The organism is Dyadobacter psychrotolerans (assembly GCF_004349265.1).
Lineage (GTDB): Bacteria > Bacteroidota > Bacteroidia > Cytophagales > Spirosomataceae > Dyadobacter > Dyadobacter psychrotolerans.
Window position 1 is genome coordinate 887067 of the sequence record NZ_SMFL01000001.1, and the last position, 27000, is coordinate 914066.

The 27000-nt window shown below is 41.8% G+C and carries 25 protein-coding genes; 23 read left to right on the top strand and 2 right to left on the bottom strand.

The window, feature by feature from the left end; genetic code table 11:
- Positions 1 to 195: 195 nt before the first annotated feature.
- The gene (locus E0F88_RS03725; protein ID WP_131956737.1) at positions 196 to 1965 is read right to left on the bottom strand and encodes an ABC transporter ATP-binding protein; all 1770 of its coding nucleotides are present in this window, start codon (positions 1963 to 1965) and stop codon (positions 196 to 198) included.
- A 193-nt stretch (positions 1966 to 2158) separates the two neighbouring features.
- Between E0F88_RS03725 and E0F88_RS03730 the strand changes: the two genes are divergently transcribed.
- The 23 genes from E0F88_RS03730 to E0F88_RS03840 all read left to right on the top strand — a co-directional run bounded on the left by E0F88_RS03730 (position 2159) and on the right by E0F88_RS03840 (position 25626).
- A complete protein-coding gene (locus tag E0F88_RS03730) occupies positions 2159 to 2713 on the top strand; it encodes a DUF4126 domain-containing protein (RefSeq protein WP_131956738.1) in 555 nt (184 codons plus the stop codon).
- Positions 2714 to 2728: 15 nt separating this feature from the next.
- Positions 2729 to 3643: a helix-turn-helix domain-containing protein gene (locus E0F88_RS03735; RefSeq protein WP_131956739.1), complete on the top strand. Its 915-nt coding sequence runs from the start codon at positions 2729 to 2731 to the stop codon at positions 3641 to 3643.
- 90 nt (positions 3644 to 3733) lie between these two features.
- Positions 3734 to 5110, top strand: a complete 1377-nt coding sequence (locus E0F88_RS03740) for a glycoside hydrolase family 88 protein (protein WP_131956740.1) — start codon at positions 3734 to 3736, stop codon at positions 5108 to 5110.
- A 92-nt stretch (positions 5111 to 5202) separates the two neighbouring features.
- Positions 5203 to 6024 carry a sugar phosphate isomerase/epimerase family protein gene (locus E0F88_RS03745; RefSeq protein ID WP_131956741.1) on the top strand — a complete coding sequence of 274 codons (822 nt, stop codon included), beginning with the start codon at positions 5203 to 5205 and terminating at the stop codon, positions 6022 to 6024.
- Positions 6025 to 6090: 66 nt separating this feature from the next.
- On the top strand, positions 6091 to 7236 hold the full coding sequence (locus E0F88_RS03750) for a Gfo/Idh/MocA family protein (protein WP_131956742.1): 1146 nt from the start codon (positions 6091 to 6093) through the stop codon (positions 7234 to 7236).
- Between the two features lie 57 nt (positions 7237 to 7293).
- A complete protein-coding gene (locus E0F88_RS03755) occupies positions 7294 to 8064 on the top strand; it encodes a 3-ketoacyl-ACP reductase (RefSeq protein WP_131956743.1) in 771 nt (256 codons plus the stop codon).
- Between the two features lie 135 nt (positions 8065 to 8199).
- Complete coding sequence (locus E0F88_RS03760) at positions 8200 to 9441, top strand: MFS transporter (RefSeq protein ID WP_131956744.1); 1242 nt, start codon at positions 8200 to 8202, stop codon at positions 9439 to 9441.
- A 207-nt stretch (positions 9442 to 9648) separates the two neighbouring features.
- Positions 9649 to 10029 (top strand): T9SS type A sorting domain-containing protein, encoded by a 381-nt coding sequence (locus E0F88_RS03765; RefSeq protein WP_131956745.1) that lies wholly within the window; start codon positions 9649 to 9651, stop codon positions 10027 to 10029.
- 263 nt (positions 10030 to 10292) lie between these two features.
- Positions 10293 to 10634 carry a helix-turn-helix domain-containing protein gene (locus tag E0F88_RS03770; protein ID WP_131956746.1) on the top strand — a complete coding sequence of 114 codons (342 nt, stop codon included), beginning with the start codon at positions 10293 to 10295 and terminating at the stop codon, positions 10632 to 10634.
- A 288-nt stretch (positions 10635 to 10922) separates the two neighbouring features.
- Positions 10923 to 11306 (top strand): T9SS type A sorting domain-containing protein, encoded by a 384-nt coding sequence (locus tag E0F88_RS03775; protein WP_131956747.1) that lies wholly within the window; start codon positions 10923 to 10925, stop codon positions 11304 to 11306.
- A 170-nt stretch (positions 11307 to 11476) separates the two neighbouring features.
- Complete coding sequence (locus tag E0F88_RS03780; protein WP_131956748.1) at positions 11477 to 12586, top strand: Gfo/Idh/MocA family protein; 1110 nt, start codon at positions 11477 to 11479, stop codon at positions 12584 to 12586.
- Between the two features lie 36 nt (positions 12587 to 12622).
- Positions 12623 to 13306: a DUF6624 domain-containing protein gene (locus E0F88_RS03785; RefSeq protein ID WP_131956749.1), complete on the top strand. Its 684-nt coding sequence runs from the start codon at positions 12623 to 12625 to the stop codon at positions 13304 to 13306.
- A gap of 4 nt (positions 13307 to 13310) precedes the next feature.
- On the top strand, positions 13311 to 14297 hold the full coding sequence (locus E0F88_RS03790; protein ID WP_131956750.1) for a glycosyl hydrolase family 18 protein: 987 nt from the start codon (positions 13311 to 13313) through the stop codon (positions 14295 to 14297).
- A 6-nt stretch (positions 14298 to 14303) separates the two neighbouring features.
- Positions 14304 to 14987, top strand: a complete 684-nt coding sequence (locus E0F88_RS03795; protein ID WP_131956751.1) for a DUF4369 domain-containing protein — start codon at positions 14304 to 14306, stop codon at positions 14985 to 14987.
- Positions 14988 to 15092: 105 nt separating this feature from the next.
- Positions 15093 to 15881, top strand: a complete 789-nt coding sequence (locus E0F88_RS34650) for a DUF1801 domain-containing protein (protein WP_165939983.1) — start codon at positions 15093 to 15095, stop codon at positions 15879 to 15881.
- A 138-nt stretch (positions 15882 to 16019) separates the two neighbouring features.
- Positions 16020 to 16940 carry an SMP-30/gluconolactonase/LRE family protein gene (locus E0F88_RS03805; protein WP_310589676.1) on the top strand — a complete coding sequence of 307 codons (921 nt, stop codon included), beginning with the start codon at positions 16020 to 16022 and terminating at the stop codon, positions 16938 to 16940.
- Positions 16941 to 17111: 171 nt separating this feature from the next.
- Complete coding sequence (locus E0F88_RS03810; RefSeq protein ID WP_131956752.1) at positions 17112 to 17876, top strand: hypothetical protein; 765 nt, start codon at positions 17112 to 17114, stop codon at positions 17874 to 17876.
- Between the two features lie 94 nt (positions 17877 to 17970).
- A complete protein-coding gene (locus E0F88_RS03815) occupies positions 17971 to 20052 on the top strand; it encodes a M3 family metallopeptidase (protein WP_131956753.1) in 2082 nt (693 codons plus the stop codon).
- Positions 20053 to 20175: 123 nt separating this feature from the next.
- Positions 20176 to 22560, top strand: coding sequence for a TonB-dependent receptor (locus E0F88_RS03820; protein WP_131956754.1), 2385 nt, complete (start codon positions 20176 to 20178; stop codon positions 22558 to 22560).
- Between the two features lie 4 nt (positions 22561 to 22564).
- Positions 22565 to 23512, top strand: a complete 948-nt coding sequence (locus E0F88_RS03825; RefSeq protein ID WP_131956755.1) for a DUF4249 domain-containing protein — start codon at positions 22565 to 22567, stop codon at positions 23510 to 23512.
- Between the two features lie 403 nt (positions 23513 to 23915).
- The gene (locus tag E0F88_RS03830; RefSeq protein ID WP_229213664.1) at positions 23916 to 24326 is read left to right on the top strand and encodes a hypothetical protein; all 411 of its coding nucleotides are present in this window, start codon (positions 23916 to 23918) and stop codon (positions 24324 to 24326) included.
- Positions 24327 to 24434: 108 nt separating this feature from the next.
- Entirely contained in the window at positions 24435 to 25127 is a 693-nt protein-coding gene (locus E0F88_RS03835) for a DUF421 domain-containing protein (RefSeq protein WP_131956756.1), read from the top strand.
- Between the two features lie 97 nt (positions 25128 to 25224).
- A complete protein-coding gene (locus E0F88_RS03840) occupies positions 25225 to 25626 on the top strand; it encodes a DUF1398 family protein (protein ID WP_131956757.1) in 402 nt (133 codons plus the stop codon).
- A gap of 246 nt (positions 25627 to 25872) precedes the next feature.
- Here E0F88_RS03840 and E0F88_RS03845 read toward each other — a convergent pair whose 3' ends face one another.
- Positions 25873 to 26889, bottom strand: a complete 1017-nt coding sequence (locus E0F88_RS03845) for a threonine aldolase family protein (RefSeq protein WP_131956758.1) — start codon at positions 26887 to 26889, stop codon at positions 25873 to 25875.
- Between the last annotated feature and the right edge of the window lie 111 nt (positions 26890 to 27000).

Below are 27000 nucleotides of genomic sequence, written 5' to 3' on the forward strand. Positions count from 1 at the left end.
ACTAAATGATCCTAAGCAATTCACAACGTCGAGATATCTGGACAAGTTTACGCAACAAATTTATCTTTATCAAAATATTTCTATCTTTTCGGAGGCTAGACTTTCCAAGTTTTAAACGGCGACGCCTGGTCTTGGAAAGTCTCCAATACCAGGCGTCACCGTTCAAAAACCTGAAAAGTCTCATAGTTGGTTACCTCACCCAACCTTTAAAACCTCCTTATACTGCATTCTGTACAAATTTGCATAAAAACCGTCCTTTTCAAGCAATTGTTCATGATTTCCTTCTTCCATAATCTGTCCTTTGTCGACTACGATTATTTTGTTGGCTTCCTGGATAGTTGACAGCCGGTGTGCAATAACGATTGCCGTGCGGCCTTTCATAAGTTTTTCTATTGCCTTTTGTATAAGCTCTTCTGTTTCGCTGTCTACGGAAGAAGTAGCTTCATCGAGTACAATGATCTTGGGTTCATGAACCATCGCTCTCACAAACGATATCAACTGACGCTGACCAACGGATAACGTTGAGCCTCTTTCCATTACGTTGTATTTGTAACCTCCGGGCAGCCTTTCAATAAAATCGTGCACACCAACCAGTTTGGCTGCTTCTACAATTTTGTCGTGCGTGATGGAAAAATCCCCAAGCCGGATGTTATTTTCGATGGTATCCGAGAAAAGGAAGACATCCTGCAAAACCACACCGACATGTTTACGAAGCGCGTTTAATTCGTAATCATGAACATCAATATCATCCACCAAAATCCGCCCTTTGTTGATGTCATAAAAACGGGTTAACAAATTGATAATGGAAGATTTACCTGCACCGGTAGCCCCTACCAAAGCGATGGTTTTTCCTTCATCAACATTAAAACTAATATCTTTTAAAACGTATTCTTCTTCGTTGTAAGCAAACCATACATTTTTAAATTCCACTTTTCCTCTCACGGTATCAGGTGCGAAAGTTCCTTCGTTGACTGTGTATTCATCACTATCCAGCAATTTCAGTATCCTGTCTGTACTGACAATTCCCATTTGAAGGGTATTAAAACGGTCGGCGAGCTGGCGGATGGGCCGGAAAAAGAGGTTAATAAACATGACAAAAGCAGTAACGGTACCAAAAGTAACCTCCGAATTCAGGATTTGTTTTGAACCATACCAAACGACCAGTCCGGTTCCGGCGGCGGCGATTACGTCGGCAACAGGATAATAAATTGAATAATATAAAATGGATCGAATGTTCGCATCACGATGCACTTCATTGATCTCCTGAAACTTACGATATTCTGTATCCTCGCTGCTGAATATCTGCACAATGCTCATACCGGTAAGATGTTCCTGCACAAAGGAATTTAAATTTGAAACCGCAGCCCGGACTTCGTTAAATGAATCCTTTATTTTTTCTTTAAAAACATAAGTACAAAACAGCATCAGCGGGATCATGGAAAGACTGATAATGGAGAGTTTCCAGTCGGTGTAAAACATAACGCCGATGATCAGGGTTAACTGGAGAATATCACCGGCGATGGCTGCCATACCATCACTGAATACATTGGACAGCGTTTCTACATCCGAAATTGTTCTTGTAACCAGCCTGCCAATCGGAGTCTGGTCAAAGAACTTTAATCTTAAACCGATGATTTTCTGGTAAAGCTGCACCCGGATATCGCGAATGATGTATTGCCCCAGCCAGCCCGACATATAAGTATTCCAGAATTGGGCAACTCCCTGTACGATCGTTACGATAATCATCAGAACCAACATGACAGTCAGCTGAGCATAATCCCCGTTTGCAATGGGCGTATCAATGGTGTATTTAATCAAAAGAGGTGTAAGCGGAGCCAACAATGCATTCAGCATAATGATACCAATCAGCAAATAAAACTGCTTCTGATAGGGACGAACGAATACGTATAAACGTCGTAGAGTTGGAAGATCAAATATCTGGCCGCTTTTGGTTTCCTTATTCACTGGCTTAAAAATAAACTTAAATAATGTTTTTGCAGTCGGAGACTATGCATCTTTAACGAACAACGAAAAAACAAAATTAGTCACCGAAGCCGAATAAAATTCGTTTCTGCCATAATCCGATCGGCAATGAAGCGCTATTGCTCATAATTTTTACATATATTTCCTTAAACATTTTACATTACACGGTTGACTAATGGAATTATTTCTAAGCTTATGTCTTGGTATCGGCCTTAGTGCGAGTTGCGGATTTCGCGTGTTTTTACCGATGCTGGCGGCAAACATTGCTGCGATGAGCGGCTGGATCACACCCGGCGAAAGTTTCGACTGGCTGGCAACCTGGCCGGCCTTTTTTGCTCTTCTTAGCGCTTCGATAGCAGAAATTGGCGGCTATTATATTCCTTTTATCGACAACCTGCTCGATACCATCGCCACGCCCGCCGCAGTTATTGCAGGGACGTTGCTCACAACTTCTTTTGTTCACATCGACAGTCCGGTTTTACACTGGGGACTCGGGCTGATGGTTGGGGGCGGAACAGCCGGAATCGTACAGGCAGGCACAGGTTTGCTTCGTTTGTTATCTTCCAAAACAACAGCCGGTTTCGGCAATCCTGTTGTCTCTACGGCCGAAAATGTTGCTTCGTTCGGTTTATCCGGACTGGCTATTTTTTTGCCTATTATTGCCCTCGTACTGGTAGTTTTGCTTGTGATGTGGCTTTTGAAAAAGTTATTAAGTTTGAAAAAGTCATAAACAAATTTCCCTTTCATGTCTGATGCGATACCTGTTCACTCTTTGCCCAAATCTCCGGGCAAAGCTCCGGCCCTGAAAATTTACAGATTTAAAAACAGTACAGGCATACAAAAAGAAATACCCGGTTCCCTGCCGATCACCCCGCTTCCGACAGATGCACCGCACAGACATACTTACTACGAAATTCTTTTTATTGAAGAAGGGCAAGGCTTTCATGAAATTGACTTCTATTCTTATCCGGTGCAAGGCTCGGGGCTCCATTTCCTGACTCCCGGGCAGGTACATTTATTGCATTTTTCAACTGCCTGTCAGGGCTTTATCGTTGCTTTTTCCGAAGACTTTTATACATTTTATAACCCGGCTTCTCCTTCTCTGGCACAATTTCCTTTTTTCCAGCCGGGACGCCGTCAGCCGGTAATTACGATTTCAAATGAGGAAAGACATTATTTCCATAACATCATGGAAAATATGGTTTCAGATCATTTGAACAGTGAAGCGGACCAGTCACTAATCGGCAGATATCTGGGGTTGCTGATACAAAAATGTGGTCTGATTACACAAAATGAAATGCAGTCTGCCAGTTCCACTCCCCCCACCGTTCCTGAACTGGTCGGTCGTTTCCAGGAACTTGTTGAAAAAAATTTCAGGGAAATGCATGAGGTTCAGCAGTATGCGAACACGCTTGCCGTTTCTCCGGATTATCTGAGCAAAATCGTAAAAAAATATCTGGGTACACCTTCTCAGGAATACATTTTGGACAAACTTCTTCTGGAGGCGAAACGGCTTCTGGTTTTCACAAATCTCAGCAGTAAGGAAATTGCTTATCACATTCACATAGACGACCCCTCCTACTTTGGCCGGATCTTTAAGCGCAAAACCGGACTCACGCCCAATGAATACCGGGATCATGTTCGGAAAAGTGCCATTTAATATCAAAAATGTACCTTGCCACTGAAATAGCACGAGAATATCTTTGTATTATCCAAAAATAAAAAGGCTAAATAATACTATTGATAACTTATGCAGATTCGCAACGATCTTACAGCCGCATCTCTTCAGTCTAAAATTGACAGATTGTGGGAGCTTTCAGGAGAAAAAATCAGACTTATTTCCAAAGAGTATGATAATTCAAAAGGCACGCCGGTGTTCACTGTAAATGGCAAATATACCCTTCGTGGCTGGACAGAATGGACACAGGGCTTTCAGTATGGTGCGGAAGTTTTGCAATTTGATGCCACCGGTGACGAATCATTTTTGGAAAGTGCAAGAAAAAACACGGTTAACAACATGGCATCGCACGTTAGCCACTTTGGTGTGCATGATCATGGGTTTAACAATGTGAGTACCTACGGCAATCTGCTTCGTCTGATGAATGAAGGCCGTATTGAAGAAAATGCCTGGGAAAGAAATTTCTATGAAGTTGCACTCAAGGTTTCAGGATCCGTGCAGGCACATCGCTGGACCAGTATTAAAGGCGGACAAGGTTTTATCCATTCCTTCAATGGACCGCATTCACTTTTCGTTGATACCATTCGTTCGGTTCGGGCTTTGATGGTTTCTCATTTGCTGGGCCACAGCCTCATGGGCGAAAATGATGTAAAAACCAGTCTGCTTGAAAGAGGCACCTATCATTCACTCGCAACTGCTAAATATTCTGTTTTTTATGGTGAGGGAAGAGATAGCTACGATTTATGGGGACGTACTGCGCATGAAAGTGTTTTTAATACCAATGACGGTAATTTCCGCTGCCCCAACTCCCAACAGGGCTTTTCAGGCTTTACCACCTGGACACGCGGACTTGCCTGGGCAATGACGGGTTTTGCAGAACAGCTTGAATCTCTTTCCAGTTTTTCCGATGAAGAACTTGCCTCGCTTGGCGGCCGTGCAGAGATAGAAAAAATATACCTGAAAGCAGCAAAAGCCACTTGTGATTTTTATATTGATAACACAGCAGCCGATGGTATTCCTTACTGGGATACCGGCGCTCCCCAGCTTTACAAACTGGGTGATTACACATCCCGCGTTTCAGATCCTTACAATGAATTTGAACCCATAGACAGTTCTGCCACGGCGATCGGTGCGCAGGGACTTTTAAGATTAGGCAAATATCTGAACGATAAAAATGAAGACGGCAGTCGCTACTGGCAGGCAGGCCTCACAGCAGTGGACAGTCTTTTTGCCGAGCCTTATCTTTCCACAGATCCGACACACCAGGGATTAATCCTGCATTCGATTTATCATCAGCCAAACGGTTGGGATAATATTCCTGCCGGACAAAAAATCGCATGTGGTGAATCCAGCATGTGGGGTGATTATCATGCAAGAGAAGTTGCCTTGTATCTGCATCGGATCAATAAAGGGTTGCCATACTATGCTTATTTAGGGGCGGTTAAATAAGGTTGGGGAGGAAAGGGAAGAAGGGAGAATTATGCGAGCAGTAAATTCTTAATTCTTAATTCTTAATTTATCATTTTTAATTTATACCTGAAATGAACATATCGCTGGATCGTTGCTGTATTCATACGATTACCACCAAGCCATGGAGCCTGCCGGAATCAGTGGATCATTACGCAGCAGCCGGAGTAAAAGGAATAAGTGTTTGGCAAAATGCCACGGAAGGGATCGGTCCGCACCGTGCGGGTGAGATCATCCGCCAGGCAGGCCTGGAAATCGTTTCTTATGTACGCGGCGGATTTTTCCCGCATACCAGCAGCGCCGGAAGAGCGCAGGCCATTGACCACAATAAAAAATTACTGGAAGAAGCCGCTGCTTTGGGCGCCCCAATGATCGTGCTGGTCTGCGGTGCTTCGCCCGATCAATCCATGCAAAAATCCAGGGAACAGATTCGTGAAGGTATCGGGGCCATTTTGCCACTGGCTGAAAAACTGAAAGTAAAACTTGCCATTGAACCACTGCATCCCATGTATGCCGCAGACCGTTCTGCGATCAATACGCTTGCACAGGCTAATGACATGGCGGAATCCTTTCAGTCGCCGTTTGTAGGAGTTGCGGTCGATGTTTATCATTTGTGGTGGGATGGTGATCTTGAAAAGGAAATTGCCCGCTGCGGAGCAAACGGGAATCTGTTTGCCTACCATGTGTGCGACTGGAAAGTGAACACCATCGATATGCTCAACGACCGGGGACTCATGGGCGAAGGCTGCATTGACCTGAAAAAAATCCGTGGATGGGTAGAAGATACCGGCTTTAAAGGTTTTTGTGAAGTAGAAATATTTTCCAATATACACTGGGCCAAAGACCAGCACCTGTTTTTAAAGGAAATTACAGATGCTTTCGTAGAGAAAGTTTAATACAAAATATCCGTCAGCGAAGTAAGTGCTTCGCAAAAGCTAATCACTAATAACTAACTGCTAAAAATGACAACTCATACCATTGGCATTATCATGAACGGCGTTACCGGCCGTATGGGAACCAACCAGCATTTAATGCGCTCCATCAAGGCGATCATCGAACAAGGCGGTGTTAAAATTTCAGCTGATGAAGTCATCATGCCTGATCCTATTCTGGTAGGACGTAATGAAAGCAAATTACAGGCACTGTGTAAACAATCAGGTGTTAAAAAATATACAACCGACCTTGATTCCGTACTTGCCGATCCGCAATATCAGGTTTACTTCGATGCTCAGGTTACAGGCCGCAGAGCTCCGGCTGTAAAAAAAGCTATTCTTGCCGGAAAACATATTTATTGTGAAAAACCTACGGGAACAACCACCGAAGAAGCTCTTGAACTTTACGAACTGGCAACAGCTGCCGGCCTAAAAAATGGCGTAGTGCAGGACAAACTCTGGCTGCCAGGCATGTTAAAATTAAAGCGTTTGATGGAAAGCGGATTCTTCGGGAAAATCCTTTCTGTTCGCGGAGAATTCGGATACTGGGTATTTGAAGGACACAGCATTCCTGCACAACGCCCTTCATGGAACTACCGTAAAGAAGATGACGGCGGAATTATTGTCGACATGCTTTGCCACTGGCGTTATGTTCTTGACAACCTTTTCGGAACTGTGAAAGCAGTATCATGCCTGGGTGCAACACACATTCCGGAACGAATCGACGAAAACGGAAAACCATACGTCTGTACCGCCGATGATGCATGTTATGCAACTTTCGAACTTGAAGGGGATGTGATTGCGCAATTCAACTCTTCCTGGACCGTTCGTGTTCGCCGCGATGACCTGCTCACTCTGCAGGTGGACGGAACGCATGGTTCTGCCGTTGCGGGCCTTCGTGATTGCTATATCCAGCATTACGGAAATACACCAAAACCTGTTTGGAATCCGGACATTGCGCAGCCTATTCCGTTCTTCGAAGGCTGGTCGAAAGTACCGGAACAGGAAAACTTTGACAATGCATTTAAAGCACAATGGGAGCTATTCCTGAAACATATCGTAAAGGACACACCATTCCCATGGGATTTGAAAGCAGGCGCACGCGGTGTTCAGCTGGCAGAAAAAGGAATTGAAAGCTGGGAAAAACGCCAGTGGGTCAATATTGAGGCTTTGTAATATTAAATTTTAGACTTTCCAAGTTTTAAAAACTTGGAAAGTCTAATCAGACATCAAATGAAAAAGACAGCTTTAATTACAGGAGGAAGCCGTGGAATTGGATTCGGAATTGCTAAGGCATTGGCAAAAGAAGGATTTAACCTGGCTATTAACGGCGTTCGTGATGAAGCCGGTGCAGCAGAAGCACTCGATCAGCTGAGAGAACTTGGAGCAGAAGTACTGTATTGTCAGGGAAGCATTGCCAATGCAGCCGACCGGGAAGCCATTGTTGAAAAGGCTTATTCTGTTTTTGGTAATATCAATGTGTTGGTAAACAATGCCGGCATTGCACCAAGAGTGCGACTGGATATTCTGGAAACTACGCCTGAAAATTATCAGGAAGTAATGACTACCAACCTTGAAGGCCCGTTTTTTCTGACTCAGGAAGTTGCCAAAAGAATGGCACATACAAAGCAGAACAACCATGCTTTTGATGCTTCCATCGTCTTTGTAACCTCCATCTCAGCAACCGTTGCTTCTATCAACAGAGGTGAATACTGTATCTCAAAAGCAGGTCTCGCCATGACGAATTTGTTATTTGCTGTCAGGCTTGCCGAATACAACATTCCGGTCTATGAGATACGTCCGGGAATTATATCAACCGATATGACTTCCAAAGTTCAGGAGAAATATGACAACCTTTTTCAAAGCGGAATTGCTTTACAACCTCGCTGGGGAACACCAGAAGACGTTGGCAAAGCAGTAGCATCACTTACAAGAGGAGATTTCCCCTACTCGACCGGCCAGGTTATCGGCGTAGACGGAGGAATGCTGATCGACAGACTTTGACAAAGCCTGGCTGAAAGCCGATTGCCGACATCCGATGCAGAATTTGGCATAACAGCCAAGAATATTATTTCCTAACCTTAGCTTAAAGTCAGCATTGGTTCGCCCTGTTGTCCGCAGCTAATAGCTCCCTAAACCATGTCCATCACTTCCGAATCGCGTCCGTCTTTACTTTCGCAACTTTTACAAGTGCCGGTTATTGTGGCTGCACTTGGTTATCTGGTCGACATGTACGACCTTTTTCTTTTTAGTGTGGTACGTGTACCAAGTCTGAAAGCATTGAACGTTCCCACGGATCAATTGCTTACGGAAGGTATACGTTTGTTAAATTATCAGATGGCCGGTATGCTTATCGGCGGAGTTCTCTGGGGAATTATCGCCGATAAAAAAGGTCGTCTTTCCGTCTTGTTCGGATCTATTATCATGTATTCTCTTGCCAATATTGGCAACGGATTTGTGACTTCGATGGATCAGTACGCTATCCTGAGATTTATTGCCGGCGTCGGGCTTGCCGGGGAACTTGGAGCCGGTATTACACTGGTTACCGAAGTGCTTCCAAAGGAAATTCGAGGTTACGGAACTACCCTGGTTGCGACTCTGGGTGTTTTAGGAGCTATCCTTGCTTATTTCGTTGCTGATTTGTTTGCCTGGAGAATCTCTTATTTTGTCGGTGGCGGCATGGGCCTTGTACTTTTGGTACTCAGGTTTAATGTTTTCGAATCCGGCATATTTGACAAAGTGAAAGAAAAATCAGTTGACCGCGGAAACATTTTGATGATTCTCACAAACTGGGGACGCCTTTCCAAATATCTGATGGCGATCCTGATCGGACTTCCGATCTGGTTTGTCGTTGGTATCCTGATCACCTTTTCTCCGGAATTTGGTATTGCAAAGGGAATTGAAGGAATTAATGCAGGAAAGGCAGTAATGCTTGCATTTTCCGGACAGGTTTTTGGTGATATTGTCAGTGGATTACTCAGTCAGTATATGAAAAGCAGAAAGAAAGTGATTGGCTTGTTCATCATTCTTTCACTGGCAATGGTTGTTGGTTACCTGCTGATACCAATAACTGATCTATTCTCCTTTTACGTCCTTTGTGCCATGCTCGGCTTTTGTAACGGCTACTGGACTTTGTTCATCACCATAGCAGCAGAACTTTTCGGTACAAACCTGCGGGCTACGGTGGCAACAACGGTTCCCAACTTTGTTCGCGGAGCAACTATTCCGCTTGCCGCATTATTTGTTCAGTTCAAACCGGATTTGGGTGTTATTCAGGGCGCGTTGCTGATTGGTGTAGCTACCAGTGCAGTGGCTTTACTTGCCCTTTATTTCATTGAGGAAACATTTACAAAAGATATGGACTTCATTGAAAAGGAATAGAACAACTTTCTTTTTACTATCCAAAAGAGCTTCCGGCAAAACCGGGAGCTCTTTTTATGACCGTTTAATTGCCCGGAGCTCATAATTTCCGTTCGTCACCAAACAACAACCATTCGTGTACTTTGTTATGCATAGTACCTTCCATAGCCCTTACATTTGTCATGTTCTTTTAATTATAACAGCCAGAAAAATAAAATATAAAAAGCCATGAAAAATTCAATCAAAACCTTCGTTTGCGCATTGGCGCTTGTTGCAACTGCTTTCACTGCAAATGCTGAAGATAAAGAAACCAAAAAAGCTGCCGGATTCGGAACGGGCATTTATTCTACCAAAAGTGGAAAAATCAATGTGTTGGTAGCCAAAAATTCTTCTGATGCAGCAACGACCCTTTTACTTAAAAATGAAAAAGGCGAAGTGGTATACCACGAGACAGTTGCCAAAAACAACCAGAAATTCGGCCGGACATTAAATGTGGATGATCTGGAAAGCGGTAAATACGAAATCGAAGTAATCAGCAAAGGTGAAAAGCAAACCAAAACCTTCGAAGTATCCGAGCAAAAATCGGAAAGAATCTTAGCAATCAAATAAACACTTCAAACCAGATAAGCAGAAAGGCTCCGGATTTAGTTCCGGGGCCTTTTCTGTTGTGTACACCAAACCTAATTCCCTTTAAACATCTGACAGTCTTGTAATTATAATCAGAACCTTTAATTAACGGTGACCCAAGAATAATTATTTTGGTTTTTCCTGGTATGATTTATTTATATTTATGTACTTGTCATATATGAAATTTCCGGCGTCGGTAACGTGTTAGAACTAATAAAACAGAGCTTATAAAAAAAATACTACACATGATACGAATTGGCGAAAACATACGCTTAGCCCGAAATAAAAAAGGCTATTCTCAGGAGTACATGGCTGAGAAATTATCAGTTTCTGCACAAGCCTACGATGAACTCGAAAGTAAAAATCAAAATTCCCTGACCTGGGGACAAATATTTGAAATAGCAACGCTGCTGGATACAGATGTTGAATCGCTTGTTATTTCTCATTCTGACCTAAATAATTCCAATCAACCTGAAAAAAAACCTGGTGAAGAACAGGAAGTGGATCAACTCAGAGAACTGGTACGTATGCAGAAAGAACTTCTTACTGCCCTGAAAAAAAATGTTGAAGTGAAAATACTTACCTGATTCAATTCAAAGAGGTCAACTTTTTACCGCATTCATTCTTCTTTCGCCAAAGTCCGACTATATCAAAAAGCCACTTTGAAGGGGTCAAAAAAAGCATTCTTTCTCTTACTTCTTTAGAACGTTATTCTTCAAAAAATTTACTAACCTTCATTTTTGCCACTGGTCATAATCGCTGACCACTCATGTACTTTGTTATACATAGTACCTGCCATAGCCCTTATATTTGTTCTGTTCTTTTAGTTATAACAATCACCGCTAAGGCGGCTCACAAATAAAATAAATATAGCCATGAAAAATTCAATCAAAACCTTCGTTTACGCATTAGCACTTGTTGCATCTGCTTCTTTTACTGCGAACGCAGAAGATAAAGAAACCAAAAAAGCAGCAGGATTTGGAACAGGAATCTATTCTACCAAAAGCGGAAAAATCAATGTTCTTGTGAACAAAGTCAATGTCGATGCTTCCACTACGATTTTGCTGAGAAACGAAAAGGGCGAAATTGTATATCGTGAAACAATAAACAAAAGCAGCCAGAAATTTGGCCGTACCTTAAATGTTGACGATCTGGAATCCGGTAAATATGAAATTGAAATCAGCAGCAAAGGCGAAAAACAAACGAAGTTTTTCGAACTTTCTGAACAGCAATCGGAAAGAATACTTGCAGTAAAATAACACTTCAACGTATAAATTTAAAAGCTCCGGATTTACATTCGGGGCTTTTTTTTGCTCTCTTCGTCATGCTCAGCTGTAGATGTGCTGACAACACTTAAAGGAGATTCGGGATTAATTTCCCTTTTCAGAATAACAGAAACTATTTCCTGAATAATCTTAACACTGCAACTATGAATTCCCGTCGTGATTTTCTTCAAAAAGTTTCATTAGGACTTGGAGTGACTGCTCTGTCGGGTTTGCCCGCGGCCGCTTCAGACTTTGCAAAAATACCAATGGCGGATAAACCATTACGTGTGGCGATGATGGGTTTGGGTGGTTATGCCAATATTGTTGCAAAAGGAATGCAGGAATGTAAACTGGCAAAAATAACCGGCGTTATTTCCGGTACGCCTTCAAAAGTGGATACATGGAAACAGAAATACGGAATTCCTGACGGAAATGTTTACAATTACGACACGGTAAACCAGTTAAAAAATAATCCGGATATAGATCTGGTGTATGTTACAACACCCAATTCCCTGCACCATAAACATGTACTTCAAATCGCGGCGGCAGGCAAACATGTCATTTGTGAAAAGCCGGTAGCCGACAATGCCAAACAAGCGAGAGAAATGATTGCTGCCTGTGAAAAAGCGGGCGTGCGTTTTTATATTGGTTACCGGCTTCATTTTGAACCTCATACGCGTGAAGTAATCCGGATGCGCGAAGCGGGAGAATTTGGCAAAATTATGCACGTTAATAATTTTATGGGTTTCAAGATCGGGGATCCTACGCAATGGAGATTGAAAAAAGAATTGGCCGGTGGTGGAGCAATGATGGATGTGGGCGTATATGCACTGAATGGTGCACGTTACAGCACTGGAGAAGAACCTGTTTGGGTGACTGCACAGGAAAGCAAAACAGATCCGGTTAAATTTAAAGACGTTGATGAAACGATCACTTTCCAACTCGGCTTTCCCAGTGGAATTATTGCCAATTGCGGCTGTACCTATAACTTCAACCATGGCGAAAGACTGCATTTAATGGGCGATAAAGGCTGGGCTGAAATGGTCCCGGCCTTTGGTTACGGGCCTATCCGGGGAAATACACATCTTGGCCCGATCAACCAACCCGACGTAAATCATCAGGCTTACCAGATGGATGGAATTGCAGATTGCATTTTAAATAACAAGCCTGATCCAAATGTTACCGGACATGAAGGGCTTAAAGATATGATCGTCGTAGACGCAGTTTACGAATCGATCCGGAAGGGCGGTGCAAAGATTTTTATAAATAAATAACCTATATTCATTACCTAAATCAATCCCGATTTGCTGATGAAGTTTGTCTTTACCTTAGCCCTTATTCTTACCGCAGGCTTTCAACTTGCTGCTCAAACAATTAATATCCCTTTAAAAAAGGAGTTAGATAGCATTTATGTACTTGACCAAAAATATAGGGAATTACTCTCAATCGCTCAGAAACCAAAAGAAGCAGATTCCCTTGCGGCTGTTTACCATGTTCAGAAAGAGCGGTTATCTGACCATCTCTGGACGTTACAAACAGAAGTCGATGAATCCAATATAACCAGAATCGACGCGATTGTGAAACAATATGGATACCCCGGTGAATCACTGGTAGGCTCTCCTGCCAATGAAGCTGTATTTTACGTGATCCAGCATTCTGAAAAAATTGATCAGTATTTACCTGTTGTTGAGAAGGCAGCGAAGGAAAATCAATTGCCTTTTAGATTATTTGCAATGATGAAGGACCGTTCGCTTATGCAAAATGAAAAAGAGCAGATCTACGGAACGCAGGCGAGCGGATTTAGCGCCATCAATAAAGCAACCGGAAAAGCAGAATGGACATGGATTATCTGGCCCATTATAGATCCTGTGAATGTAAACAAAAGACGAAAAGAAGCCGGTTTTGAACAGACAGTTGAAGAAAATGCTAAAAGATTGAATGTCGATTATAAGGTTTTGACCATTGAGGAAGTGAACAAGATGAAAGTGAGATAACCCGATGAAAAACTTTAAATATGTCCGGATCAGATTCTTCATTTTTGCCGTATTGATCATTTCAGGGTGCAGTAAAAAACCTTTGGCAATTATTGGTCAGGGAAGAACCTTCCGCGTTATCGGCTATTTACCCCGCCAGCAAAACCTGCTTTTGGGCGCCAATTCCATTGATTATTCTAAAATTACCCATTTGAATATTGCCTTTATCAATCCGGATTCAACCGGAAAACTAATAGGTATTGAAAATCTGAAAGCGGCAGCAGAAATTGCTCATTCCAAAAAAGTAAAAATAATGGCTTCCATTGGCGGCGGAAGCGCACCTGCCTATTATCCGGCGTTTTTAGTCGGTGAAAAACAAGTCAAATTGATAGCTGATTTAGTAAGATTGGCCGTTGATAGCGATCTGGATGGAATTGATGTCGATCTGGAAGGCGGATTAATTGATGCTAATTATGAACAGTTTGTCGTTAATCTGGCAGCAGCATTAAAACAAAAAAATAAAATGATAACCGCAGCCATTGCGACCGTTTACAAAGACCAGTTTACCGATAAAGCTTTAAAGCAGTTTGACTTCGTAAATATCATGTCCTATGACAAAACCGGCCCCTGGAACCCAGCCAGAAGCGGCCAGCATGCACCCTACAAAATGGCGGTATCTGACCTGGATTATTGGACAAATATCCGTGGAATTGCAAAAGAAAAATTAAGTCTCGGTGTACCGTTTTATGGATATGGTTTTGGCGGCACTGCTCCGGAAAGTATTTCCTGGAAAGAGGTTCTGCGAAATTATCCGTCTGGTGTTCAGTCAGATGAATTAACTTTAAACGGTGGAATCATTTACTACAATGGCATTCCTACCATCAGAAAAAAGGCGGTACTTGCAGCTGAACAAGCAGGCGGTATCATGATCTGGCAATTGCTGCATGATACAACCGGGGCACAATCGCTGCTCAATAATATTGATGAAGTAGTAAAATCCAAAACCAGGTAACAGACCATGTTCAAATATTTTCTGATACCTGCCTTTCTACTTTTTACAAACTCATCTACATATTCCCAAAAAGTAAACTTATCGCTGGTCAGTCCGAGGGAATTAAGAGGACGTAAAGCCGTTTTGCTGACCCGCGAAAAAGGTTTCGCCGCAATCGTGCATTCCGTAAAGCTGGGTTCGGATACCATTCATCTTGACCTTGCTCAGGACCTTTTACCCGATTTGTATCAACTCCACGTTTCCCAGGTCAGCGGATCGCTGTTTTTCTTTCTTGAATCAGGCACACAGATAAAACTGGATACCGTTGATCTTTCGCAATCTGTAGTAACAAAATCGGGAAGCAACCCTGACTGGCAGTTATTCAGTGAAAGAATTCAGATGCCTTCGGATAAAAGACTCAAAGTTTTCTCTGTCGGGGAAAAAGAAGCACGTAGAAAAAACGACACAGACAGCCTGAATTACTGGGTTGAAAAACAGCTGGCAGAAAAACAGGATTTGATGAACAAAACCGGTGAGTTTATATCTGCACATCCGGCATCTTATGTCAGTTTGTATTTACTAAAAGCCAACTGGTTCGCATTTCAGGACAAAGGGATGTTCGAAAAACTGGATATATCCATGGCCGGGCACCGGAATTACAGGTTGCTGAAAGGACGAAGAAGGGGAATTGCGGCTACAAACGGGAAGTGAAACATTTTGGAAAATTTTGCTGTTTTGTCCGGTTTATGCTTGCAATAGTGTCTTGTATATATTCAAAAACATTCACTTGTTAAAGATAACCTCGTCAATAAAAACATGAAAAAAAATCCAGAAGTCAACAACTACATTTCTGGTTTCCCAAAAGAAACACAGGATAAACTGGAAGAGCTTCGCGCCGTTATAAGCAAAGCCGCACCTGACGCAGAAGAAGTAATCAATTATGCAATGCCCACTTTCACTCTGCAAGGTAATCTGGTACATTTTGCAGGTTATAAAAATCACATAGGGTTTTATCCGGCTCCATCAGGAATTAAGATTTTTAAGGAAGAACTATCTATTTATAAAAATGCAAAAGGCTCGGTGCAATTCCCATTGGATCAGCCGATTCCTGTGGATTTGGTTAGTAGAATTGTAAAATTCAGGGTGGATGAAAATATTGAAATAGCACAATCAAAAGTTAAAAAGAAGATTCCTGCGAAGTCATCAAAGTTATCTGACGAGGACCAGGTTTCAGCACACATTCAAAAGCTGGATCCGAAAATAGCAGAAACAGTTGAATATATCAGAAAGGTTATTCTATCAGCGGATAAGGAAATCGCAGAACAAATTAAGTGGAACAGTCCGAGTTTTTATTACACCGGTGAAATGAAACCTTTCGATCCGAAGGAATACAAAAGAGACATCGTGGTTTTAAACCTCAACAAAGGAAAAATCCTGCTGGTGTTTCCATCGGGGGCGAAAGTAAATGATAAATCAGGTTTTTTAGAAGGAGATTACAAAGATGGCCGGCGGCTAGTTCATTTTAAAGACATTGATGACGTTAAATCAAAAGAGAAAAATCTGCAACAGGTGATTAAGGAGTGGATTGCCGGTGTAGAAAAATGAAACCAACCAGAATGATTCCGGTAATAATGTTTCATTAACCAATAAATGCAAAAGGCAATGGTTTATTCTTTCCCTTCACCAGTAATAAACGCATCCTGGCAGGCTTTTTAAGTCATCTTCAATACAGGAATATAACTCATGCCAAAAACAACCAGAAGTTTAGTTATTAAAATTGTAGCAGCGGTATTTTTCTCGCCGCTTTTACTGAAAGCACAAATTATGGATTCAAAGTCAATAGTAGCACCTGGTGCCCAGGTCGAAAAACTTGGAGAAGGGTATAAATTTACAGAAGGCCCTGTGGCAGATAAACAGGGAAATGTTTTCTTCACCGACCAACCTAACAACACAATCATTCGCTGGGATGCTGAAACGGGTAAGTTCAGTACATTTTCTGACAAAGCCGGAAGATCCAACGGTATGTATTTTGATGCAAAAGACAACCTTGTAACCTGCGCCGATGAAGATAATCAGATATGGTCATTTGATAAAAACGGCAAAGCGACTGTGCTTGTAAAAGACTATGACAACAAGCTGTTAAATGGTCCCAATGACCTTTGGATTGACAAAAAAGGCGGTATTTACATGACTGACCCGTTGTACAAAAGAGACTATTGGAAACGTGATCCGGCTATGCAACAGGACGGCGAACATGTTTATTACCTTAGCCCGGACCATAAAAAACTCGTTCGTGTTGATGATAAGCTAAAAAAACCCAATGGTATAATTGGCACAAAGGATGGCAAAAAACTCTACGTTGCAGATATCGGAGCTAACAAAACGTTTGTTTACCATATTTCAAAAGATGGCTCACTGACGAATAAAACGCTTTTTGTGTCAAAAGGCTCAGACGGAATGATTTTGGACGAAGAAGGGAATTTGTACCTCACCGGCGACGGCGTAACTGTTTTCGATAAAACCGGAGAAAAAATCGCACATTTCCCCGTACATAAAGGCTGGACCGCAAATGTTTGTTTCGGCGGCAAAAACCGTGACCTGCTTTTTATCACGGCTGAAAGAGCTGTTTATGGTCTAAAAATGAAAGTGAAAGGAGTTAAGTAGCTGTTCCACAAAAAGCAAAATCGAGTTAAGTAAACCGGGCAAACGGGTGCGATTCAATACCGTTTATCCGGTTAAGCAACCGTTAAATCATTTTAGAGGAAATTTTCATTTTTCATTCCAACTTTTTGATTTTGTTTGGTTTCCTGCTAAATATAAATCAACCAGTTAGCCATGAAAAATAAATTCACAAATTTATCTTTTGCCGGAAAGACTGTTCTTTTCGGTCTTTTTATCTCTGTTTTTTCCTGCCGTACTGCCGAACTTGCGGTAAACAATGACCTCAAAAACGAAACTGAAACCTACGCCGTTAAAGGCAGACAGGGTTTTCAGGTTGGGCAGGTACTTTCATTTGGAGATTTCAAAACCAGCAAGGTGAAACGAGGCTGGACCTCCGGTTACTCCATTCCCTTCATTGTGAATTTTCAGGGAGCAAAAGAAAAACTGAGTTTTCAGCAATTTTCAGCTAATGGAAGCTCAGCCGAAGTTGCACTTGTAAGCCGGTTTAACGAAACGGAATACGAACCGATCAAAAACTATTTCTCGGTTTCGCTGAAATACAGAAATTACTTCGCAGGATCCGTAAAACCAGCCGGAGACAACGCTGTCTGGGATTTTATTGTCCACAATGTTGATGGCAACAGCCGCAGTCTGAAAAATAATTCTACCGTTGGTTTTGTACGTAACAACAATATCAAAATCGATATCTCAGGCATTCGCGAACTGGAAGGATCGCCGTCGCTGGTAACGCTGGGTAATGTGTATGGTTATGAATTCGTGCTGAATGGCAAAGTTATCGGTGCGGTTTCAACGGTTAACAATGGGAAGGTCTGGTTCAAAAAAGATCTTGATGTAGATTTAAAACTTGTCCTTGCAAGCATTTCGTCAGGATTGATGTTAAGAAACAGCGTGGAGGAAAATGCTTTGAGCATGCAGTAAGCAACAGGTTTTGTAGCTGGTCGTTCAAATGGTAAATTGCAATCCGAAGTACAAACCGTATTTCAATTTATCAGTTTAAATTTGAATTACCAGCATGACAGCATCCGATAATGGCGCATTTGAAGCGTCAGACATACATAATCCATTTTTCATCACCGACCACACCATTCCTTTTCAGGTTCCTCCGTTTGAAAAAATCAAACCTGAACATTTTATGCCGGCATTTTTGCAGGGAATGAAAGAAGAGGAAGATAAAATAAAGGCTATTTATACACAGGAAGCTTCTCCGACTTTTGAAAATACCATTGAAGCACTGGAAAAAAGTGGTGAATTACTCAAACGGGTAAGCACCGTTTTTTTTAATCTGAGCTCTGCCAATACGTCAACAGAAATTGAAAAGATAGCGCCTGAAATTGCTCCACAGTTATCCCATCACGGTGATGACATTTATCTCAATGCTGCTCTTTTTGAACGGGTAAAATTTCTTCAGGACGAACAACATCCGGATTTAAGTGCCGAACAGGTGCAGTTGCTGGATAAAACGTATAAAGCTTTTGTAAGAAGCGGCGCAAATCTGGATGATTCCCAACAGGCCAGAACACGTGAAATCAATAAAGAACTATCCGTTTTAACCGTAAAATTCGGACAGAATCTGCTGGCAGAAACCAATAAATTCGAACTCATTGTTACGGATCAAAATGATCTGGCAGGCCTCCCCGATTCGCTCCTTGCCGCTGCGGCACGATCTGCGGAAAATGCAGGACAACCGGGATCCTGGAAGTTCACACTGCACAACCCAAGTGTGATGCCCTTTTTACAGTATGCTGAAAACCGGCAGCTTCGTAAACAAATGTATGAGGCGTACATCAACCGCTGCAATTATGGCGATGAGTTTGACAACAAAAATATTGTTCATAAAATCACTTCTTTAAGGGCAGAAAAGGCAGGTTTGCTCGGCTACAAATCACATGCAGATTATGTGTTGGAAGAAAGCATGGCCAAAACACCGGACAAGGTTTTTAAACTGCTGAATGATCTTTGGATACCGGCATTGTTGGTTGCAAAACAAGAGTCTTACGAGATGCAGGAAGTGATGAACAGGGAAGGCGAAAAAGGCAGACTTGAAGCGTGGGACTGGGCTTTTTTCGCAGATAAGGTGAGAAAAGAAAAATACAATTATCATGCAGAAGAGTTAAAGCCATACTTCAAACTTGAAAATGCGCGCAATGGGATTTTTAGCGTTGCAGGAAACCTTTACGGATTAACATTTACCGAAATTACAGACATACCTAAATACCATGAGGATGTTATTGTGTATGAAGTAAATGAGGCCGATGGGACACATGTTGGCGTGTTATACATGGATTTTTTCACAAGAGAATCAAAACGCGGCGGCGCCTGGATGACGTCATATCGCAGACAGTCTAAAAAAGACGATTTGCGTATTTCACCCATTATTTCTATTGTTTGCAATTATGCCAAACCCGCTGCCGGTCAGTCGGCATTACTGACTCCGGATGAAGTAGAGACACTTTTTCACGAATTCGGCCACGCGCTGCATGGTTTGTTATCTAACGTAAAGTACGAGTCGCTTTCCGGAACTTCTGTCCCCCGGGATTTCGTAGAATTGCCGTCGCAAATTATGGAGCATTGGGCATTCGAGCCGGAAGTTATCCGGAACTATGCTTTGCATGATCAAACAAGCGAAGTCATTCCCGACCAATTAATTAAAAAAATGAAAAGTGCTTCCAAATTTAACCAGGGCTTTTCCACGGTTGAATATCTGGCCGCTTCATTTTTAGACATGGGTTATCATACCCTTACCTCAGGTGAAAGCGTTGATGTGTCTGTTTTTGAAAAAGAACAAATGGATAACCTGGAGCTGATCGACCAGATTTCGCCCCGATACCGCAGCACCTATTTTCAGCATGTATTTTCAGGCGGATACTCTGCTGGTTATTACAGCTATATCTGGTCGGAAGTATTGGATAGTGATGCGTATGCAGCTTTTAAAGAAGCGGGAAGTATATTCGATCCGGTTGTCTCCACTTCGTTCAGAAAAAATATTCTTGAAAAAGGCGGAACAGTCGATCCGATGACGTTATACAAATCCTTTCGGGGCAGGGAACCGGACGTGAAATTTTTGTTGGAAAACCGTGGATTAGATAAGGTTTGATTTTGATATGGGCCGTGGACTAATGTTTACGGCCCTATCATTTGTATAAAATCACTAACAGTTTCACCTCATATACTTATTGGCCCCTCTTAATCGTTAAACCCGGAGCACATAACAGAACACATGCACTTTCACTTTACTGCTTTCCTGCTGCTTATTTCTTTGTTTACCTCTGCCCAGGAACGGATTACAATTAGTGGATATGTAAAAGAAGCAGGAAGCCAGGAGCAATTGCCAGGCGTTAATGTCTATATTCCCGACACACCTTACGGCGCGGTAACCAATACATACGGTTTTTATTCTCTCACCATTCCTGCTGCTGATTCGGCTACGATATCATTTTCCTTTGTCGGTTATAACAAAATTGAAAAGCAGATAAACCTTTCTAAAAATTTACAGATCAACATTTTTCTGGCCGTTATCAATCAGCTTGAAGAAGTAACGGTATCTGCGCGCCGGCAGGAAGATTACGTCAGCCGTTCTGCCCAGATGAGCCAGGTGGAGATTCCCATTCAGCAGATTAAAAAGATCCCTGCCTTTTTTGGTGAAAAAGATGTACTGAAAGTTTTACAGCTCATGCCCGGTGTGCAAAAAGGAACAGAAGGACAAACCGGTTTGTATGTGCGGGGCGGCGGTCCGGACCAAAACCTGATCATTCTTGATGACGCGGTAGTTTACAATGCCAATCACCTTTTCGGCTTCTTTTCCATCTTTAATAGCGATGCACTCAGAAGCGTGGAACTTACCAAAGGCGGATTTCCTGCCCGTTTTGGAGGACGGCTTTCATCTGTTTTGGATATGAACATGAAAGAGGGAAGCAAAGATAAACTTCACGGCGAAGGAGGAATCGGGCTGATATCTTCACGACTCACATTGGAAGGTCCTGTTTCAAAAGGAAGGTCTTCTTTCCTGATCTCCGGGAGAAGAACTTACATCGATTTTCTTGCCAAACCACTCATAGCGCAACAACAAAAAGGAGAAGACAGCCAGGTAAAACCCGGTTATTATTTTTATGATCTGAATGCCAAAATGAATTATGATTTCGGCCAGAAAGACAAACTTTATATCAGCGGTTACTTCGGCAGGGATAAATTTTATGCAAACGAAAAAAGCTCTACAACAGAAGCACGAGCCGGGCTCGACTGGGGAAATGCAACTGCGACAATGCGCTGGAACCACTTGTTAAACCATAAACTCTTTGTCAATACTTCGTTCATTTACAGCAACTTTAATTTTGGTGTATCCAGTTATTCAAAGGAAAATTCTGATGCTGACGAATTCAGTTTGCGGTACGATTCCCGTATTCGTGATTATGGTGTAAAAACAGATTTCGACTTTTTCCCTTCTACAAAACATACTGTAAAATTTGGTGCACAGGCAACCTTTCACAAGTTTGTGCCTTCTGCCATTGCCATCGCAGGTTCATTTATAAGTGAGCCGATCATACGTTCTGTGAAACCGGTAAATACAATTGAAGGTGGTGTGTACATTGAAGACACCTGGCAGGTGCTGGATGCTTTGAAAATGAATGTCGGCTTTCGGTTGAGTTCTTTTCAGACAGAAACAAAAAACTATATAAAACCGGAACCTCGCTTTTCAGCCGCGTTACGGCTAGCTCAGGATTTTTCATTCAAAGCTTCTTATGCACAAATGAACCAATACGTTCATTTACTTTCCAACACCGGTCTTGGATTACCGACGGATTTATGGGTTCCAACCACAGATAAAGTTGCTCCCCAGCAATCGAAACAAATTGCACTTGGTCTTGCAAAAGATCTTGAAAAGCCTGCTTTAACACTAACTCTGGAAGGTTATTATAAAATCATGAATAACATTCTGAATTACAAAGAAGGCTCTTCCTTTTTAAGCATCAACGGTGAAAATGCGGGTGAGCTTAGCTGGGAAGATAATGTAACGGCAGGTAAAGGCTGGTCATACGGTATGGAATTCCTAATTCAGAAAAAAATAGGAAGGCTTTCGGGATGGGTTGGTTATACTTTGTCATGGACAAAATGGCAATTTCCGGAGCTTAATTTTGGTAAAACCTTTTATCCAAGATACGACCGGCGTCATGATCTCTCGGTTGTTGGAATTTATGAAATCAGTAAAAGGATTACCCTGTCTGCTACCTGGGTTTATGGAACCGGGAATGCGCTTACATTGCCGATTTCACGTTATACAGGGGTGAGTGACAACCTTGTTTCGGTTACCAATAATGGTAAAACTTATACAACCTGGCGCGGTCCGAGGGTAAGCGAATACGGAGAGAAAAACAGTTTCCGGGCGGAAGCTTTTCACCGTATGGATGTGGCAATTCAGTTTCACAAGAAAAAGAAACATCATGAACGGACCTGGGAATTTGGCGTTTATAACGTCTACAATCGCCGGAACCCATTTTTTTATGATATTTCGGAGGAAAAGAATACGAACGGAACAACTACAAATACACTGAAAAGGTATTCGCTTTTCCCCTTTCTTCCCTCGTTCAGTTATAACTTTAAGTTTTAAAATTATGAAACTGATACATTGCTTACTGCTATGTTTTGCCGTGATGCTTTCTGCATGTGAGTCTCTGGTGACGGTTGTTTCCCAGGATAAACTACCGGACACCGAAGCAAAACTTGTAGTTCAGGCATTTCTCAATCCGCAAGCGGCCCGTACGACTGTCATTGTTACAGAGTCAGCTCCTCTGTTTGGAACATCTCCGGACAGAGGGAACGTCATCAAAAATGCAATTGTTAAACTTTCAGACGGTACGAAAGAAGTCACGCTGTCCTTTGATTCCGCCGGAGCTTCATATGGTATCGATAAAGCGCGATTTGCGATTGTAGCCGGGAAAACTTATAGCCTTTCTGTTTCGGACGGTCAAAGAAGTATTCAGGCAACTTGTGTTGTTCCTGCCAAGCAGGTTATCGTTAAAAGTTTTGTCATTGATACCATTTTTTCAAACAATGGATTTTTAATTGATACTTCACTGACTGTCAAAATGAGCTGGCAGGACATTGCCGGAGAAGCAAATTATTACCGGCTGAGGGCATATCTTGAACTTGAATACACCCATGGAGAAGGAAATAGTGTAGAAACCTTTCGTGAAAGACGCGTACGAAATCGTTTTAATGTAGATTGGGACCGGACAATCGGAAGGAACGATTACCAAAGCGATGCAAACCTTGATGGAGCTATTCTGACATCTCCATTAGGAACATTTGAACTACCCGAAACCATCACTTACGATTTTGGAACCGGCAAAAAGTTTGTAGTCAGACCCAAAAATAAGATCGTTTCCATAACCTTTGACTTATATAATGCAGACGAGGCTTACTTTAAATACCACCGGTCCCTTCAACTAAGAAACAATGAAAATCCGTTTTCGGAACCTTCCCTGATCTTTACCAACATTAACGGCGGATTGGGATGTTTCTCGGCATATAACATAGGCACCCGGATTTACAAACCTTAGAAAACTTCCCAAGGTCAGCTTCCACATTTTATGGCATATTGAGGTTAAAGCACCTCAACATGTCCTTAAGATTTATTAGATTTTATTTCAAAATTGCATAATTTAAACAAGAATATAAAAAGGATTTGTTTAAGCATCTTTATAAACTAACAAACTGACCAACAGATACTTAGTTTATTTTATAATTTTAATTTTAATAAACCAAAGCAAGCATTTCCTGTCATTTCGAATCCGCATATTTATCGCTTTAACCAAACTCAATGACGGCATAGTTTTTTGATCAAAAGTAGCAGATCGCGAAATATGTGTATTGAAGATTAATCATTTACAAATATTGATTAGTTCCGGACATCATACTGTTTCTCGATCATGTTACAATCTTAACCTTAAACTAACTCTCGCCATGGACTTACAGGAAACCGATATGTCACAGGAAAAAAGCAATAATCCGGAACATCAGGACACGAACGAACCGGATACATTGATAGAAACTCTGGAAGAGTTAAAAAAGAGAGGGTATACATACGATTTTAACTTAACTGCCCATTCTCTGGAATTGCAAAAAGAAGATGGCATTCGTCTCAATCTTTCTCCAGAAGACTTCAATATTGTTGAATTTTTCAGATTCGAGGGAATGAGCAATCCATCGGATACGTCAATTTTGTACGCAATCGAATCATGCGACGGACTTAAAGGAACTTTGGTCAGTAGCTACGGGGTATATGCCGATGCAATGTCAAATGAAATGATTCAAAAATTAGATACAAGGAGTTCATTGATAGTCCATCACGAGGACGATGACATGGCTCACTGAAATATATTATACTTCACAGGAAATTAAATACCAGATAAAGGAGATGTTACCCGGCTCAAAGAGGTCAGGGTAACATCTTTTTTTATAAGACAAATAGACTTATAAACAATGAAAGATATCTTCGAATGGGAACGAGTTTTACTAAATGAACTTCCTGCCGAATTCATTTTTGAGGTAATTTTTCGCTCAGCAATCATGTTTACCATTGTCCTGATTGCATTGAGGGCAACGGGCAAAAGAGGTGTAAAACAATTATCAATTTTTGAAACGGTAATTATTATTGCACTCGGTTCTGCTGCGGGTGATCCTATGTTTTATGAAGATGTTGGCATTTTGCCGGCACTTGTTGTTTTTACCACGGTAATCCTGCTTTATCGGGGCGTAACCTGGCTGACAGGTAAAAGCAAATGGTTCGAAAAACTGGTGGAAGGCGAAACTGTCTGTCTTATTAAAGAAGGTAATTTTTCAATTACAGAATTTAAAAAGGAAAGCTTAGCCCAGGATGAATTTTTTTCTGAACTGCGCCTGAAAAGCATCGAACATCTTGGTCAGATAAAAAATGCATATCTGGAGCCTTCTGGTGAAGTGAGCGTATTTTTTTACGACGATGAGGAAGTCCTTGCCGGTTTACCGATCCTACCGCATTTATATGGAAAGAAAAGTAAACTGATCGAGGTAAAAGGATGTTATGCCTGTTCCTTCTGCGGTAATACCGAAAACCTCGAACCCGGAATGGCGGTATGCTCCAGATGTAAAAGAGAAGAATGGGTGATTGCGATTAAAACGTTGCGAAAATCGTGATATATGTCAGCAAACGCGGTTTTTGCAACTTCATTGGCATTCATTTATTATATTTGAAATAGGCATCTAACCTTCGACACTCCAAAATTATTAAGCTATGGAAAATATCACGTTAACAGAAGAGCTGATTATTTCAGCCGAAAACAGGGCGGAAGGACAGGCCTACCCCTACCTGATAAAAAATTTAAAAGCCATCGGGATTGATAACTACTTTGTGAAAGTCAGTAATCACAAACGAACATACACGGCTACAAACGGTGAAAAGCTTATAATTCCACCGGATATGCCGGAGTTTGAGCCAGCTGAAACATTTGAATTAGAGGCGGTTAAAGCGGCTATTAAAAAAATTCAGGAAAAGTCGATTGATTATCACACTTTTTTAAAGGAGATTGGAGACGCAGGGATACATACATATGTGGCGGATATTACCGGAATGAAAGTCATTTACCAGGGTCCCAACTCCGAATACGAATACGAAGAAATCATCCCCGAGGTTTAACATCCGGGTTTGTTTTTTTAATTGCATCCTGAGACATTTTAGTACACCTGAGTTTCTAATTCGTTAAATTATAATTGAGGCGTGCTAAGGTGTCTCAGATGTTTAAAATAAACCCGAGGTTTAACATTTGAGGCTTGGTATTATATTTACCACCTGAGACATTTTAGTGAAGCTGAGTTTTTTAGAATAAAATAATAAAACTAACCTGTGCCAAGGTGTCTCAGGTGGTAAAAAATAACCCGATCGTTAGCTAAGAAGTTTTTTCTGCATCAGATCCATTTGGTCGTCGGTGAAATTGAGGTGGGTAACGAAACGTACCAGATTTTTGCCAAAAGAAACAGCCAGAATACCCATGTCTGCCAGTTTTTTAACATAGTCTTTCTCTGATATTTTTTCCTGAAGTCGAATGATCACAATATTCGTATCTACCTGGAAAATTTCTTCCACTTCTGCTTTCTGTCTAAAAATTTCTCCGATTACCCGGGCTCGTAAATGATCTTCGGCCAGACGGCCAACGTGATTGTCCAGTGCGTAAATACCTGCAGCCGCCAAAAAACCAGCCTGTCTCCAGCCGCCACCCATTACTTTCCTGAAGCGTCGTGCTTCACTGATTGTTTGTTTTGAACCAAGCAAAATAGATCCAACCGGACAGCCAAGGCCTTTTGATAAACAGATACTGATGCTGTCAAAAAGCTGTCCGTATTGAGAAGGATCCTCTCCTGTTTCTACTAACGCATTAAATATTCTTGCTCCATCGAGATGAAGCGGAATTTTATGATCCCAGCATACCTGCCGGATATTTTTAATTTCATTAATGTCATAATAAGCCCCGCCACCCTTATTCATCGTATTTTCCAATGACACCAAACAGGTACGGGTCGAATGTATGTCGTTTTCAGGACTGATGGAATCGGCAACCTGAGAAGCTGTTATCCGGCCACGGTCACCGTCGATTAGTTTAACAGAAGAAAAGGAATTCAGCATTATTCCGCCTCCTTCATAAAGATAAATGTGGGAGTATTTATCACATATTACATCACTTCCCGGCTTCGTATGTACACGAATGGCCAGCTGATTTGTCATCGTTCCGGACGGACAAAAAAGTGCGTCTTCCATTCCAAATAATCTGGCGGCCTTTTCCTGCAATGCATTCACTGTCGGGTCGTCACCGAGTACATCGTCTCCTACCTCTGCCTCCCACATTGCTTCTTTCATCTGAGCGGTTGGCTTGGTTACCGTATCACTTCGTAAGTCGATTATCATAGCTTAATATTCCAAAAGTTTGTTGTCCGGAATAATCCGGCAGAATGTGAAGATATAAACGAATTGCGAAAAGCCGTTAACGTTAACGGGTACTTTTAACCTAAACTGATA